General features: G+C 67.9%; 14 protein-coding genes. 3 read left to right on the top strand and 11 right to left on the bottom strand.

Annotated features, from left to right (window positions below):
• Nucleotides 1–116: 116 nt before the first annotated feature.
• Genes VGP60_RS23230 through VGP60_RS23220 form a run of 3 tightly spaced genes read left to right on the top strand, consistent with a single transcriptional unit; the run spans nt 117 to nt 5044 of the window.
• Nucleotides 117–2465: a CaiB/BaiF CoA-transferase family protein gene (locus VGP60_RS23230; RefSeq protein ID WP_327550176.1), complete on the top strand. Its 2349-nt coding sequence runs from the start codon at nt 117–119 to the stop codon at nt 2463–2465.
• 47 nt (nt 2466–2512) lie between these two features.
• Nucleotides 2513–3460, top strand: coding sequence for a quinone oxidoreductase family protein (locus VGP60_RS23225; protein ID WP_327550175.1), 948 nt, complete (start codon nt 2513–2515; stop codon nt 3458–3460).
• A 39-nt stretch (nt 3461–3499) separates the two neighbouring features.
• On the top strand, nt 3500–5044 hold the full coding sequence (locus tag VGP60_RS23220; protein ID WP_327550174.1) for an AMP-binding protein: 1545 nt from the start codon (nt 3500–3502) through the stop codon (nt 5042–5044).
• A gap of 9 nt (nt 5045–5053) precedes the next feature.
• Here VGP60_RS23220 and VGP60_RS23215 read toward each other — a convergent pair whose 3' ends face one another.
• The 11 genes from VGP60_RS23215 to VGP60_RS23165 form a co-directional block, all read right to left on the bottom strand.
• Nucleotides 5054–5947, bottom strand: coding sequence for an IclR family transcriptional regulator (locus tag VGP60_RS23215; RefSeq protein WP_327550173.1), 894 nt, complete (start codon nt 5945–5947; stop codon nt 5054–5056).
• Nucleotides 5948–6125: 178 nt separating this feature from the next.
• The gene (locus VGP60_RS23210) at nt 6126–6944 is read right to left on the bottom strand and encodes an alpha/beta fold hydrolase (RefSeq protein ID WP_327550172.1); all 819 of its coding nucleotides are present in this window, start codon (nt 6942–6944) and stop codon (nt 6126–6128) included.
• A complete protein-coding gene (locus VGP60_RS23205) occupies nt 6944–7264 on the bottom strand; it encodes a ferredoxin family protein (protein ID WP_327550171.1) in 321 nt (106 codons plus the stop codon). The genes VGP60_RS23210 and VGP60_RS23205 overlap by 1 nt, the downstream gene beginning before the upstream one ends.
• A gap of 3 nt (nt 7265–7267) precedes the next feature.
• Nucleotides 7268–8278, bottom strand: coding sequence for an NAD(P)/FAD-dependent oxidoreductase (locus VGP60_RS23200; RefSeq protein WP_327550170.1), 1011 nt, complete (start codon nt 8276–8278; stop codon nt 7268–7270).
• A gap of 152 nt (nt 8279–8430) precedes the next feature.
• Nucleotides 8431–9252 (bottom strand): ABC transporter permease, encoded by an 822-nt coding sequence (locus VGP60_RS23195; protein WP_327550169.1) that lies wholly within the window; start codon nt 9250–9252, stop codon nt 8431–8433.
• Entirely contained in the window at nt 9249–10055 is an 807-nt protein-coding gene (locus VGP60_RS23190) for an ABC transporter ATP-binding protein (protein WP_327550168.1), read from the bottom strand. Before VGP60_RS23190 ends, VGP60_RS23195 begins: the two co-directional genes overlap by 4 nt.
• A complete protein-coding gene (locus VGP60_RS23185) occupies nt 10055–11035 on the bottom strand; it encodes an ABC transporter substrate-binding protein (protein ID WP_327550167.1) in 981 nt (326 codons plus the stop codon). The genes VGP60_RS23190 and VGP60_RS23185 overlap by 1 nt, the downstream gene beginning before the upstream one ends.
• 272 nt (nt 11036–11307) lie before the next feature.
• Entirely contained in the window at nt 11308–12180 is an 873-nt protein-coding gene (locus tag VGP60_RS23180; protein WP_327550166.1) for an alpha/beta hydrolase, read from the bottom strand.
• Between the two features lie 40 nt (nt 12181–12220).
• Nucleotides 12221–13171, bottom strand: a complete 951-nt coding sequence (locus VGP60_RS23175) for a hypothetical protein (protein ID WP_327550165.1) — start codon at nt 13169–13171, stop codon at nt 12221–12223.
• Entirely contained in the window at nt 13171–14511 is a 1341-nt protein-coding gene (locus VGP60_RS23170) for a hypothetical protein (RefSeq protein ID WP_327550164.1), read from the bottom strand. Before VGP60_RS23170 ends, VGP60_RS23175 begins: the two co-directional genes overlap by 1 nt.
• A 125-nt stretch (nt 14512–14636) precedes the next feature.
• A partial coding sequence (locus VGP60_RS23165) for a hypothetical protein (RefSeq protein WP_327550163.1) occupies nt 14637–15128 on the bottom strand: 492 nt, incomplete at its 5' end.

Genomic DNA, 15128 nt, shown 5'->3' with positions numbered 1-15128 from the left:
CCGGTCCGTTCAGCAGGACAAAATGCTTACCCCGACCGCGTCATCAACCGTAGGTTCGGGCCAACCGGGGCCGCCGGGGACACGCGTGCCGGACAACACGAGCGAACGGAGTAGCGATGGTCGAATCTGCTGGTCGGGTAGTGGAGCTGTCGAGCCCGTTCATCCGATCTGCCGGGCGCATCCTCGTCGGGCTCGGATTCGAGGTCATCCTCGTCGAACCTCCCGAAGGTGATCCCGCCCGCCGTGAGTTCGACGGGCACGCCTTCGCGCACTGGCACGCCGGCAAGAAGTCGGTGGTCCTCGACCTCGCGACCGAGGCAAGTCGGCGCAATCTGACCCGGCTGCTGGCGAACGCCGACATCTTCCTCGACGGCAGCGACGTCGGCACCGAACCCGCTCCGCCGCAGCATGGTTCGACCGTCCACGTCCGGGTCACGCCGTTCGGTATGGAAGGCCCGCGCCGACGCTGGGCCGCGACCGACCTCGTGGTCGCGGCGCTCGGTGGCATGCTCGCACAGGTCGGCGATCCGGATGGTCCACCGCTCGCGCTGCCCGAAGGCCAGGCCGAGCAACTGGCGGGGGTGAACGCCGCGATCGGGGCCTTGCTCGGACTCCGCATGCGTGCGAACGGCCCGGTTCCCACGGTGGACATCGCCGTGCAGGAATGCGTTGCGGCCGGTCTCGAGGCAGGCGCCCTCGCCTACCTGCACGAGGATCGGGTGCCACCGCGTCCGGGCCGGGTGCATCCGCTGGTGCCGCACGGACTGTTCCGCGCCGCCGACGGATACCTCGGCGGCGGCCTCGGCGGCAGCCCACGCATGTGGGACGCGCTGCTGGCCTGGCTGATCGAGGAGGGCGCCGCCGAAGACCTCGACGACCCGCGGTGGAACGATCCGGTGGAACGAAAGATCCACCAGGACCACATCTTCGAGGTCGTGCAACGGTTCCTCGGCAAATGGACCAAGCAGGAATTCGCGGTCGCGGCCCAAGAGCGCAAACTGCCATGGGCCGCCGTTGACCGCCCGGACGAACTGCTGCTCAACCCGCAGCTGAACGATCGGGACTTCTTCCTCGACGTGGTGTCCGGTGAATCGGTCACCCGTGACCTTGGTTTCGGTTTCGCCTTTCCCGAGGGCGCGCGAGTCCGTGCGCTGACCGTGCCCGAACTCGGCGAGCATCAGGCGCTGCTTGGTCCGCTCCGAGGGCAGAGCGCGGCGCGACAAGCGGCCACCTCGCCAGGCGGTGGCCGAATGCCGCTCGACGGAATCCGAGTGCTCGACCTCACCTGGGTGCTCGCCGGCCCCTACTGCACCCGCATCCTCGCCGACCACGGTGCCGACGTCATCAAGGTGGAGTCGCTCGGACGGCCTGATCCGACTCGCTTCGCTCCCGCTATGCACCTGTCGCGCGGCCCGCACGACGACCCGGACACCAGCGGCTACTTCAACGACGTCAACCGGAACAAGCGCAGCATCACTCTCGATACCCGCTCCGCGGAGGGGCTGGCCGTACTCGCGGACCTGATCGCGCAAAGCGACGTGGTGATCGAGAACTTCAGCTCGTCGGTAATGGAGAGGATGGGCCTCGGCTACGAGAGAATGCGTGAACTGCGCTCGGACATCGTGTATGTGTCGATGTCCGGAATGGGCCATACCGGGCCGTTGCGCGGTTGGGTTTCGTACGCCGACATCGTCTCCGCGGCAGCCGGTTTGACGGCACTGACCGGCTGGAGCGCCGATGAAGTTGTCGGCGTGATCTACGGGCACGGCGACATCGTGGCCGGACTACAGGCCGCCACCGCCGTCCTCGCGGCCCTCGACCACCGGGACCGCACCGGCCGCGGCCAGCACGTCGACCTGTCCCAATACGAGGCGATGGCCTCGCATATGGGCACCAGCGTCGTGCGAGCCGCCGGTTCCGGTCAAGTTCCGACTCCGCTGGGCAACGCGCATCCCACGATGTCCCCGCACGGAGTGTTCCGCTGCCTCGGACCGGACCGCTGGTGTGCGATCGCGGTACGCGACCAAGCCGATTGGGAGCGACTGTGTGTGGTGATCGAACGTCCCGAATGGGTTGTCGACGAACGCTTCCGAACCGCTGAGACCCGGCGTGAGCACCAGGACGAGATCGCCGCGGTGATCACCGCGTGGACCGTGTCCATGCCGGCCGACCTCGCCGCCGAGCAACTGCAGAGCGTGGGAGTTCCGGCGGGCGCGGTGCAGAACGGACGTGACCTGGTCGAAGCGGACCCCCATCTACGGGCGCGCGGCTACTACGTGCGCGGCGTCCACCCGCGGGTCGGCCCCTTCCTGCACGAGGGTGCACCCGTCCGAATCGGCCGGCCGGTCGCGGTGCGCCGGGCCGCGCCGATGCTCGGCACTGACACCGACGCCGTGCTCGGTGACGTGGCCGGGTACTCGTCGGAAACCATTGCGCGACTGCGCGCCGGCTCGGTGCTGTCCTGACCCGCGCGGACCGCTCATTGCGTACGAAAAACCTTGAAGGAGAACAGATGCGCGCCGCCCGACTGCACAGCTACGGACAAGCCCCGATCATTGATGAGATCGAGACCCCGACCCCGGTCGGTGGGCAGACGCTGGTCCGCATCGATGCGGCCGCGCTGGGGCACCTCGATATGACGGTCGCCAGCGGAACGTTCAATGTCCGTCCGCCCCTGCCGCACATCGGCGGCACCGACGGCGCCGGCACCGTCGTAGAGTCCGACACCTTCGAGCCGGGTACGAAGGTTCTGGTGCGCGGCGGCGGGATCGGGCTGTTCAAGGCGGGCTGCTGGGCCGAGTACCTGGTGGCCGCCGACAAGGTGTTCACCCCGTTCGACTCCGCACTCGACCCGCACGTGGCAGCTACGTTCTTCCTGCCGAGCACCACCGGCTTCGTCACCGTCAACGACGTGGCCCAGGTGGTCCCGGGCGAGCGGGTCGTCGTCTCCGGCGCGTCCGGCGCGGTGGGGTCGATGGCCGCCCAGTTCGCGCTGCTCGCGGGCGCGTCCGAGGTGATCGGGGTGGTGCCGCGGGAGGACCAGGCAGCGCTGGTGCCCTCGGGCGTGCGCGCGGTCGTCGGACGCGGGCCCGAGTTGGCCGCGGCGCTGGGGGCCGAGCCGGTAGCGGAGGTGCTGATCGACACCCTCGGCGGTGACGCTCTGCCGCCCCTGCTCGAGCGGGTGGCGCCGGGTGGCCGCGCCGTCCTGGTCGGCTACACGCTCGGCACCGAACTCCGGATCGACCTGCCCAACTGGCTGCTCAGCGACGTGGCGGTCCTGCCGGTCAACATGATGCGCCGCACCGAACGCCAAGCCCAGCTCGCACCGCAGCTGATCGACCGGCTCGTGGCAGGCGAGGTCAGCCTCGCGGTACAGCGGTTCCCGCTCGACGACATCGCCGATGCCCTGCGGTTGATGCGGGACGGGAAGGTCACCGGCCGTGCGGTTGTCGTTCCCTGAACACGAGATGATCGAGCAAACGTCAACACGGCCGCAGGCATGACGGCATCGGACCGTCAGCCCCCGCTGCCGGCGGCCATGACCATCCCGGCGCTCCTGATCGACCGCGCCGAGACCCGCGGCGCCCACCCCGCCTTGCGGGTCGGTGACCTGTGCCTGAGTTACACCGCTCTCGCGCGGCGCGCGGCGGCGATGGCCGCGTCATTGGCCGATCGCGGTATACGCGCCACCGAGCCGGTGGCCGCGATGTCCACCAATCGGATCGAACTGCTCGACCTGATCCTCGGCTGCGGATGGTTGGGCGCCATCGCGGTGCCGCTGAACACCGCGCTGCGCGGCGACGCCCTTGCCCACGCGCTCGCCCGGTCGGGCACCCGACACGTGCTGGTCGAGCCCACGTTCCTCGACCGGATCGACGAAGCCGGTTTCACCGGCGTCCGGTGGATTTTGGGCACCGACACCGCGCCACGGCCGGATTTCCCGCCCGCCCCCGACCCGGCGAACGCGGTGTCCGCGCTCGACCCGGCCGCGATCCTGTTCACCTCGGGCACCACCGGCCGGCCGAAGGGGGTGCGCTGCCCGCATGCCCAGTTCCTGTGGTGGGGACGTGGCGTCGGCGCCTCGCTCGGGCTCGGCCCGGACGACGTGCTCTACAACGGCCTTCCGCTGTTCCACACCAACGCCATCAACGCGCTGTTCCAGGCTCTCGTCGCGGGCGGCACTTTCGTGCTGGGACAACACTTCTCGGTGCGGGAGCACTGGCGCCGGCTGGCCGATGCGGACGCGACGGTGGTGTATCTGCTCGGTGCGATGGTCGCGATGCTCGCGGGACAACCACCCTCGGCGAGCGATCGCGCGCATCGCGTCACCCGGGCGCTCTCGCCCGCAACGCCGAAGCATCTGTGGGCGCCGTTCCGGGAGCGCTTCGGCGTCGAGCTGATCGACGGGTTCGGCAGTACCGAAACAAATCTCGTGCTTGGCACATTGCCGGGCGACCGTCGCCCTGGCTACCTCGGCACCGCCATGGACGGCTACGACGCGCGGGTAATCGACGACGCGGGCCAGGGCGTTCACGACGGAACGGCGGGCGAGCTCGTCGTCCGCACCGCCCTGCCTGGCGCTTTCGCGCTCGGCTACGTCGGCGAGCCGCCGCCGGAACCGGGCTCCTGGCTGCGCACCGGGGATCGGGTGGTCCGTGAGACCGACGGCTGGTTCCGCTTCGTCGATCGCATCAAGGACGTCATCCGTCGGCGCGGCGAGAACATCTCCGCCTGCGAGGTCGAGGAGATACTCGCCCGGCATCCGACGGTCGCGCAGGTCGCGGTGTTCCCGGTGCCGTCCGAGCTGGCCGAGGACGAGGTCATGGCCGCGATCGTGCCGCGCCGCGGCATGACAGTGGACCCTGCCGAGTTGAGGTGGTTCGCCGGGCGCCGGTTGGCCGGCTTCGCGGTACCGCGGTACTTCGAAACGGTGGACGCGCTGCCGCTCACCGAGACCGGGAAGGTCCGCAAAACCGAGCTTCGGACGCGCGGTGTCGGCCCGGCGACGTGGGACGCCGAGACCGGCCGAGACCGGCGACGCTGAGCGGCGCTTCTACTTGCCGCAGCCGTTGAACGAGCAAATCGTGGGGCTGCACGAGGTTATCCGGGCGGCACGGTCGTTCGCCGAATGCGTACACTTCATCGCTTGCAACGCACGGCTGATCCCCGCCCCCGCGGTCCGGAGGGCGCCGGTCAACCGGCTGACGTTGATGCGGGCGGTCGGCCCGGTTACCGAGAGCGCCGCGGCGAGTGTGTTCGGGCCGCTGAACACCGGTACCGCGACGCTCATGTAGCCGAGCTTGGTCTCCTCCACCTCGACGGCCAGCTGTTCCTTGCGCATTCGCTGGAGCTGCTGGCGTAGCACGGCGACCGACATGGTGGTCCGCGTCGTCAACGCGGTGATGCCCTGCCCGACCACCTCGTCGAAGACGGACTGCGGGGAATACGCGAGGATCATCTTGCCGGTGGCCGTGCAGTACAGCGGCAACCGGCCCGCCACCCGCGACTGCTGGTTGAGGCCACGATGCCCGATGATCTTTTCGATGTACAGCACGTCGAGGCCGTCCCGGACCGCGAAATGCACGGTCTCCTGAGTGGCGAGCAGCAGGTCCTCCATGTACGGCAGCGCGGCGTCCCGCAGGATCCGTTGTCGCGGCACCAGCTGTCCGAGTTCGAACAACCGCAGGCCGAGTCGGTACTTCGTGCCCGCCCGCTCGAGCAGACCCCACTCGACCAGTTCGCCCGCCAGCCGGTGCACGGACGCCTTCGCGACCCCGCTGCGGCGTGCGAGTTCCGTCAGCGAAAGGTCACTGTGGTCGCTGTCGAACGCATCCAGGATCAGCCGCGTCTTGCCGAGCACAGAGGACACGTCCCCGCCGACCGGCAGCCCGGCGGCGTTGGTCGGCACCACCGTTCCGTATTCGGTTGATTCCCGTGCGGCTGTCAATGGGTACCTCCTGGCGGGTCCGGCGCTATCGATCGACGTCTTGTGTCAAGCGGGGCCTGCGCACCTGATACGAGACGGTAGGTCACCGAGGGCCGCGGCGCACATCCGGTCGGTCCGGTCAGCGGACCCGATCCACGCAGGTGAACCAGTCCCCCGCCTGCGTGTCACGCGGAAAGGCTCACTGCGCCATGCCCGCTTCGATCGATGCGAAGAATCTCCGCACGGCCGCTGCCACTTCCTCCGCTTCGCGCTCGACGAGCGCGACGGTGCCGGACTCGATCACCACGCTCTCCACCATCGGGGCGCCGGTCAGGTGGTCACGCAGCTTCGGCAGGTTCGGCATCGAGAACGGATCCGCGCCCGCGGCCAGCAGCAGCACCGGCACCGGCACCGCGCCGATCCGCTCCTCCATCCGGTACCGGCCACAGGCTCGGTGCCCCTCGGCCGGGTCGACGCCGAAGGAGAGCGCGTCGTGGATGAACCGGTCCAGCAGGTCGGTCACCGGGTCCGGGTAGTAAGGGCGGCGCAACTCCCACAGCGTCCGCAGGTGCCCGCCGTCGGGCGTCCGGTCGGCGCGGTCGACACCGCCGGCATTCGAGTGCCCGGCCCGATATGCCGCATCTGCCCACGGGCACGACGACAGCACCACGGCGTCGAGGCGCTCGCCTCGGCCTGCCGCCATCTCGACCGCCACCGCGGCGCCGGTGTGATGACCGAGCACCGTGGCCCGCTCGATGCCGAGGCCGTCGAGCAATTCCCACGCGCCGCAGGCGAACGCCTCGATCGTCTGCGGCGCGGACAACGCGGCGCTGGCGCCGAATCCCGGCATGTCCATCGCTATCGCACGGAAGTCGACGGCGAGCAAGGGGATCAGTTCCCGGAACTCGTCCCAGGATCGCGGAGTCTGGTGCAGCATCAGCAATGCCGGACCGCTGCCCTGCTCGGCGTAGTGCAGCTGCCCGAATGAGGTGTCGGCGTACCCGAATCGCACCCCCATCAGAACTCCGCCACCATCGGGGTGTCGACGCCGACCACATCGATCTTCGCCGCGCCACCAGGATTGCCGATCGGCTCGGAACGGCTCGGCAAGATCTCGAGGAAGAACCGCTTGGCGTCCTCTTTGAACTCTGGGTCGGCCTTGCGGTCGACTGTGATCGCCTCCACCGGGCAGGCGAGTTCGCAGGCGCCACAGTCGATGCACTCGGTCGGGTTGATGTAGAGCTTGCGCTCGCCCTCATATATGCAGTCGACTGGACACTCCTCCATGCACGAGCGATCCGTGTAGTCGATGCACGGTTCGCCGATGACGAAAGCCATTGCTCAGCCCTCCTGTTCGGTGGAGTGGCCAGGGAAGATCTCGGCGTCCGGGTCGAGCGTCGCGGCCGCGTTGTTGACCGCGGTCGCCGCCTCGCCGAATCCCACGGCGATCAGCCGGACCTTGCCCGGGTAGTCGGTGATATCCCCGGCCGCGTATACGCGCGGCGCGGTCGTCTCCATACGGGTGTTGACGACGATGTGACGCGCGTCGATTTGGATGCCCCACCGCATCATCGGCCCGAGATCGGCGGTGAATCCGAGTGCCGCGATCACGGACTGCGCCGGCAGGGTGGTGATGGTTTCATCGAGCTTGTGCGCGACGTCGACCTCCGCGATCCAGCCGTTGCCCCGCACCGCGGAGATGTCGGCGTTGACGAACATCCGCACGCTGCTGCCCTGCACCCTGGTCACCATCGCGCCGTGCGCGCGGAACTTGTCGCGCCGATGCACCAGAGTCACCGAGGCGGCGATCGGCTCGAGGTGCACCGCCCAGTCGAATGCGCTGTCGCCGCCGCCGACGATCACCACGTCCTTGCCCGCGTGCGCGGACAGGTCGGGCACGAAATAGCTCAGACCGCGGTCGAGGAAGTCGAGCCCCCTGGCCAACGGCCGCGGGATGAACGTTCCGATCCCGCCGGTGATCACCACGGCGCCCGCGGTGACGTTGCGGTCCTTGCTGGTTCCGATCACAACTCGGCCGTCGACGCGGTGGCTCAGGGTCTGCGCCTGCTCGCCGAGCAGGTAAGCCGGGTCGTAGGGAGCGGCCTGCTCGAGCAGGGCGCCGATCAGATCCCGCCCCCGCACCAACGGGAAGCCGGCGACGTCGAGGATGGCCTTCTCGGGGTACATCGCGCTGACCTGACCCCCGGCCTCGGACAGCGCGTCGATCACCGCCACGCGCAGCCCTCGGAACCCGGCGTAGTACGCGGCGTACAGCCCGGCCGGGCCGGCGCCGATGATCAGGATGTCGACATCGAGCTCGGTGCCGGTCGACGCTTCGGACGATGCGTTCACGTCGGTAACGCTAATAATGTCGCGGGACCGAAGAAACGAATTCGGTCCATTGAGCAGACTATATTCACTAACCGCACCCACCTGACGCAACAATGGGTCCATCGGCACCCCGAAGGATGCGGATGGACCCATTGTTGCGGTTATCTGTCCCGTTACTTGACGCCATAGCGGGACAGGTAGCGGGTGGAGAGCAGGCGCAGCACTCGGTCGAATACAAAGCCCATGATCCCGAGCACGATGATGCCGACGAAGGTCCAGTCGATCCGGCCGTAGTTGCGAGCCTGCCAGATCATCGAGCCGATGCCGCGGTCCGCGGCGACGATTTCGGCGGAAACGATGGTCAGGAAGCTGTTACCCATGGCAAGGCGGGCGCCGGTGACTATGCCGGGCACCGAGGACGGCAGCACCACCGTCTTCATGATCTGCAGCTTGCCCGCGCCAAGGTTGGTCGCGGCCTGCAGCTTGTTCTCGCTGATCGCGACCGTCGCGGCGATGGCGCTGACGGTCACGATGAACACCGAAGTGTAGAAGATCAGCACTACCTTGGAGGTCTCGCCGATCCCGAACCACACCACCGCGAGCGTCACGAACGCAATCGGCGGAATGAACCGGAAGAACTCGATGTATGGGTCCAACAGCTGACGGACGACGCTGACCCGGCCCATCAGGATGCCGATCGGCGCACCGATCACCACGCCAAGGGCCCAGCCGATCAGGACGCGCTGCGCCGACGCCCGGATCGAACTCCACAGCACCCCGCTCTCAGCCAGTTCCCGTGCGGCCGACCACACTTCACCCGGGGACGCGATGGTTGTCGGCCCGTACCACCAGGCCAGGAAGGACCAGACGCCGAGCCCGATGGCGGCCGAGGCCGTCCACAACGCGGCCGTGCGCAGCACGCCGGCGCCGCGGTTGCGAGTGCGCTGCGTGGCCGCGGCACGCACGGGAGCCGGGGTCTGCACCACTGGGGTCATAGCTGCTCCTCTTCGATGCCCTGGTTGCGCAGCGACGCCACTACCTCGGCGCGGATGTCGTCACGCAGTTGGTGGTACAACTCGATCACGTCCGGATCGGCGCGGTCCCGCGGTCGCGTCGCACGCACCTCGTAGATGCTCTTGATCCGGGCGTTCGGGCCGGCCGACATCACCACCACCCGGTCGGCGAGGGTCAGCGCCTCATCGATGTCGTGGGTGACGAAAACGACCGTGCAACCGGTGTGCCGCCAGATCTTGCCGAGTTCGCCCTGAAGGACCTGCCGGGTCTGTGCGTCGAGCGCGCCGAACGGCTCGTCCATCAACACCAGCGACGGCTGGTTCGCGAGCACCCGCGCGATCTGCACCCGCTGACGCATACCGCCCGACAGCTGCGCCGGGAACTTGTCGCCGGCGTGGGGAAGTCCGACCATCGCCAGGTACTCGGCGGCGATCCTGGCCTGCTCCGACTTGTTCGCGCCGTGCATGCGCGGTCCGTAGGCGACGTTCCGGCTCACTGTCAGCCAGTCGAACAACGCCTCGGAGCTCTGGAAGACCATGCCCGCGTGCGAATTGCTGCCCGCGACCTCTTCTCCGTCACAGCGGATCTCACCCGCGCTGGGCTTGACGAAGCCGGCCACCGCGGAGAGCAGGGTCGACTTGCCGCACCCACTCGGCCCGAGCAGACAGACGAATTCGCCCGGCAGCACTTCCAGGTTGATCTCCGAAACGACCTCGGCCGCGCCGAAACTGATGCCGAGCCCGCGAATGTCGACGGGGACGCCGGTGGTGCTGACGGCACTCATCACTTGCCCTCCTGGTACATGTCGAGCAGCATCGTCGAGGCCAGATCCGGCTGCTCCGACAACACACCGATCCTCTTGTAGAAGTCGACGACGGACTGTGCGGCTTCGACGTCCTTCTTGGTGAGATTCGCTATACCGAAGTCGATTTCGTTGACCGCGGTGATGGTCTGGTCCTCGGCGACGTTGACCGCCTTCTTGGTGGCGGTGGCCGCGAGCTGAGGATCGGCCTCGACCCGTTGGCTGGCCTCGGCGAGCACCTTGGCGATCGAACGGGCGGCGGCCTCGTTGGCCTGGAGCCACGGCGCCGTGGTGATCGCCCAGTGGTGGTAGAACCAGTTGTAGTCCCCGGTGACCGCGACGACGTGACCGGTGCCCTGCGACAGCGCGGTGGCCGGCCACGGCTCCCACAGCACGTAGCCGTCGATGTCACCGCGGGCGAGTAGCGCGGGCATGTCGGCCGGGGTCGCGGTGATCATCTGCACCGACCCCGCGGGCACGCCATGGGCTTCGAGGTACTTGTCGGTGGAGATCTGGCTCAGCCCGGCCACGATGCCCATCTTCTTGACGCCGGCGGCGGAGTCGACACCGTTGCGCAGCACCACCTTGACGTAACTGCCGGACGCCTCGTACGAGTACATGGCACGCAGCGACGGGTTCTGCCGCAGCTGCGAGATGGTTGTCGTGTCGGAGCTACCCGCAACCTGCACCTGTCCGGTCGCCAGTGCGTCGACGGCCTCGCCGCCGCGACCGAACTGGACCAGCTTCACGTCCAGTCCCGCGGCGGAGAACATGCCCTCCTGATCGGCGACGAAGAACGGCGCGTAGGCCGGGTCGATTCCGACCGCGATCCGCAGCGGGCCACCGCCCACGTCCGCAGTGCTCCGGGTCGCCGGGCGGCTGCACGCTACAACGGTGGCGATGCTGAGAACCACCGATGCCGCAACAAGGGCCACCTTGCCGAATTCCGATCGCCAGGCCATGTCTGCCCACCTCAATTTGTGATCTGTGCCGCATTAGCGGACCGTGGTGAAGGAACCTAAACGCACCGCCGCAACGCGAATACCAATCCGGTTCACCGAGCGGACCGGGCCGGGGAAATTACCCGCAGGCAACATTGCACGTGGCACAACCAGATCCACGTAACCCAGCTGAAACGGCGCGAACATCGAGTGGCCGTACTCGGTCCTCTCGATGCCGGAAGTCGGCCGCGCGGGTGTGCGCGGCCGGCTCGGGGCGGGTAGCGACCGAAGCGTCAGGCGACGCTCTTCGCGCGCGCCGACGCCTCGGCAAGGAACTCCAGGCTCAGCGGGTTGTACAACGCGGCCTGCTCATGCTGCGGCCAATGGCCGCACTCGGTGAACAACTGCAGCCGCGCGCCGGGAATGTCCTCGGCCATCTTCTTGGCTTCCGGCACGTCGCCGAAGGGATTCTCGTGGCCCCACACCACCAGCGTGGGCGCCTCGATGCGAGCCAGCCGGTCCGGACGCAGCAGATTGCGCTGCCGGATCTCCATCTCCTGCAGGGAAAGCAGGTTGTGGATGTTCGCCACGAAATCGGGCTGATGGTAGATCTGGTGCCTGACCTGGACCAGTTCCTCGGTCGCGTGCGCCGGATCGTGCATGAGCAGCCGCAACCGGGCTCGAGTCAACTCGATGTCATCGCTGCGCACGGCATTGGTGGTAGAGGTCTTGATGCGCTGCATGACCTCCGGGTTCGCGACCGTGCCACCGGCGGCAAGCAGTTGCAGCGACCGCACCCGATCGGGCTGCTCGCTCGCCAGCTGCGCCGCCACCCAGCCACCGAGCGACTCGCCCACCAGGTGAACCTTTGCCAGCCCGACCGCATCGAGATAGTTCACCAGATGCTCGACGTAGCGCGGAATCTCGTACTTGTAGTCGGGCTTTCCGGTATAACCGTGCCCGAGCATATCGATGGCGTGGCATTCGTAGGACGGGGCGTGCACCGCAATATTGCGGGCGAAGGCTTCGAGGTGACCGCTGGTTCCGTGCAGGAACACCACCGCCTCCTCCCCCGAGCCGGCCTGCAGCGCGCGGGTAGGGACGCCGCCGGCGTCGACGGTCCGCACGGTGAAGTCGAGGCCGCCCAGCTCATTCCAGATTGTCATGCGTTGCTCCTTTACAATGGGAGTGGGAAAGCGAGCGAAATCACTGCGCCGGCAGCCCGGCGGGGTCGAGTACGACGACACCCATTCCGGTCAACCATTCCGGAATCGCTTCATAGGCAATGCGCTCGGCGGGAATGTAATTCATGATCGCCGCCATCATCAACCAGGTGCGCAACTCCTGGGCGCCATTTCCTGCCGCTGCCTCCAGCTCGCTCGTGGAGTAGTCGGCGACTTCGGCCGCCTTGCCCGTTGTGAACAGGTCGAGGACCCGGTTGTCGAACTCAGGGGAGATCGCGGCCTCGGCGGCACGAATGATCTGGCGGCGGCGAACGTCGTAGCCGGCCCAGTTCTCCCGGCCGTCCAGCCAGGCCCGAACCATGAAGTCCTCGTCCTCGCCGTGCGGATCACGCCAGTCCGGCCACGGCAGCTGGTGTGAGAGCCCACCGGAGGCGATCACCACCACCCGCTTGTCTTCCGGAAAGGACTCGATCGCCGCACCGAGCGCGACGGCGAGTTCTTCGGACCGCTTGAACGTCGGCAGCGGCGGTGCGAACACATTGACCACCAACGGCACGATCGGGACATCCAGGCCCGCAAGCAGGTATTGGATGGCGTGCGACTGTCCGTGGTCGATCTGCAGCCTGGCGGAGAAGGCGAGATCGAAACGCCCGCTCTCCACGATCTCGGCGGCCAGATGCTGTGCGAGCGGCACATCGACCTGTTGTGGTCCGGCCGGAGTGCCCGATTCGCCGCTCGCGTTGCATTCGCCGACACCCAGCGTGAACGGCGGAATCAGGTCGAGCCAGAAGCCGCGAAAGTGGTTGGAGCCGAGCAGGATCACCGCGTCCGGTCGCGCGGCGGCGATGCGCTCGCGGGTCGCGTACAGCGCGTCCCGGAAACGCTCGGCCTCGGCCTTGTGGGTGGTCTCCTCCCAGTGCGTGTTCATCAGGGTGCTGTGCGAGGCACCGACACCGAGCACGATCTTCGCCATCAGCTCATTCCTACTTCCACGAGTGTCCGGGTCACCGTGTCGACGGCGACGCGGACGAGATACCGGGTCAGCCGCTCCGCCTCGCGCAGATCCACCGTGTTCATCCCCATCGCGAAATCCACCTCGAAAGGCGCATCCACGACCTTCGGCATGCCGACCCGCACGGTGGGGATGCCACGGCCGCGCAGGATGTTCGCATCGGTGGCACCGCTACCGTCACGGACCTCGCGGTGCGGCTCGTCCTCCGCGGCCTCCCATGCTTCGACAGCGCTGCGGCACAACCACATCCGCGGGTCCGACGACTCACTTCGGATCGCCAAGATCTGTTCGACGTCGACGCGCGCATCGAGCTCCGACGCGATTGCCCGCACCGCCGCGACGAGTTCCCGTTTCGCGGCCGTCGGCGTCGTGCGCGGACTCAACCGCAGGTCCACCATCATCCGCACCAGTTGCGGCGTGAACGATGCGGTGCGCTCCCAGCCACCCCGGATATTGGCCACCATGCCCTGCGGCAACACCAGTCCGTCGTCGTGGGCGGCCGAGTATTCCGGAAACCATCGCTCCAGCCGCAGCGCCACCTCTCCCGCGAGCGCCACCGGGTTGCGGTACGGGAGCCGATGGCGCGACCCGACATAGGTGTGGCTGCCGTGCACGGTGATCTCGAACCAGGTCAGGCCGACCTCCTCCCAGGACACCGTCCACCCAGGTTTGGCGATGAGGGCGAAGTCCGCCCAGACGCCTTGCTCGAGCAGGAAGGAGCAGCCGACTCCCTGACCGGTGTTGCGGCGCGGGTTGCCGACGTCCGGGCGTGCGTTGGTCGGCATCCCGCCCGCCCCGAATCCGACAAGCAGGTCGCCGGTGAGGGGAACCTCGGCGGCGCGGATCGCTTCGACGGCGGCCTGCACGCACGCCGCGTGGCCCTTGGGGTTGGAGGCGCCCAGCCCGATGACGTAGTCGTCGACGGCCATCGCCCGCGCGGTGAGGTCCGGGCGCAGCGTGTCCGCCGCCCATGGCACGTCCTCCTCGACGGTTCCGCTCGTGACGGTGTCGATCGGGGCGTACAGCAGCAGGTCCGGTCCGGTTCCGTCGCCGCGCAGCCGGCCCCACGAATTCGCCTGCCGATCATCGAGATACATCGTGTGTGACTCGATGCCGCGGTCTGCGAGAGTCCGGCTGATGTGCCGCGCGAGCGGCGCTTCGTCGCCGGTGGGGCTCGCGATATCCACCATCGCGACAATCAGGTCGCGCAGTCGTTCCCGGTCGATTCGAGCCCACGCCTGCTCGGTCCACCGCCGCCGGGCCTCGTCGAGGCCGGCGAGCGGATCGGCGACCACAGTCACGGGTTCACCTGGTGCACCTGGGTATTGGTGCGCGCGGCGAGAAAACGCCAGGCCATCGGCGCGCCCACGGCCAGCAGTACGCCGATGGTCACGTTCACGAGGGTCTTGAACATCAGAGGTCTCCTCTACTCGGTGGCGCCGGGGACGGTGGATTCGGACGCCGGTTCAGCAGGTTTGCGCGCCGACGGTTTGCCGCGTTCACGCGCCGGTCGGACCGGCCGCTCGGGTTCGTGTGCCACAGCGGCGGCGATCTTTTCGGCGTATTCCCGCTCGGCCAGGTTTCGCCACGCCGTCAGCGACAGGTCTGGGCGATACAACTTCTCCGGTGGCGCGTCGGTGACCCGGACCATCCACTCGTCCTGTCCGGAGAACTGGCCGTGGAACAGCCAGCGGATCGCACCGAGGTACTTGGCATAGAACGCGAGCTTCTTGACTCCGGTCACGAAGTTGACCATCAGCCCGACGTACTGGTGGGTGTCCTCGTCCACCGGCACGTAGAACTCGTAGTGGATGAAGGTGGGGTAGACGATGCGCAGCACTCCGGGCATCGACAACGAGGCGAAACCGGGGAAGTTCTGCGCCGCGATGACCGGATTCACCGTCAGCCCCGCGCCGGT

It is taken from the genome of Amycolatopsis sp., assembly GCF_036008905.1.
GTDB lineage: Bacteria > Actinomycetota > Actinomycetes > Mycobacteriales > Pseudonocardiaceae > Amycolatopsis.
Note: the sequence above shows the minus strand (reverse complement) of the source record. Positions and strands in the feature narration are given on the sequence as shown.

Excerpts from the sequence above, each read along its gene's own strand:
- VGP60_RS23230 (WP_327550176.1), top strand. The coding sequence starts at position 117 with ATGGTCGAATCTGCTGGTCGGGTAGTGGAGCTGTCGAGCCCGTTCATC.
- VGP60_RS23225 (WP_327550175.1), top strand. The coding sequence starts at position 2,513 with ATGCGCGCCGCCCGACTGCACAGCTACGGACAAGCCCCGATCATTGAT.
- VGP60_RS23220 (WP_327550174.1), top strand. The coding sequence starts at position 3,500 with ATGACGGCATCGGACCGTCAGCCCCCGCTGCCGGCGGCCATGACCATC.
- VGP60_RS23210 (WP_327550172.1), bottom strand. The coding sequence starts at position 6,944 with ATGGGGGTGCGATTCGGGTACGCCGACACCTCATTCGGGCAGCTGCAC.
- VGP60_RS23205 (WP_327550171.1), bottom strand. The coding sequence starts at position 7,264 with ATGGCTTTCGTCATCGGCGAACCGTGCATCGACTACACGGATCGCTCG.
- VGP60_RS23195 (WP_327550169.1), bottom strand. The coding sequence starts at position 9,252 with ATGACCCCAGTGGTGCAGACCCCGGCTCCCGTGCGTGCCGCGGCCACG.
- VGP60_RS23190 (WP_327550168.1), bottom strand. The coding sequence starts at position 10,055 with ATGAGTGCCGTCAGCACCACCGGCGTCCCCGTCGACATTCGCGGGCTC.
- VGP60_RS23185 (WP_327550167.1), bottom strand. The coding sequence starts at position 11,035 with ATGGCCTGGCGATCGGAATTCGGCAAGGTGGCCCTTGTTGCGGCATCG.
- VGP60_RS23180 (WP_327550166.1), bottom strand. The coding sequence starts at position 12,180 with ATGACAATCTGGAATGAGCTGGGCGGCCTCGACTTCACCGTGCGGACC.
- VGP60_RS23175 (WP_327550165.1), bottom strand. The coding sequence starts at position 13,171 with ATGGCGAAGATCGTGCTCGGTGTCGGTGCCTCGCACAGCACCCTGATG.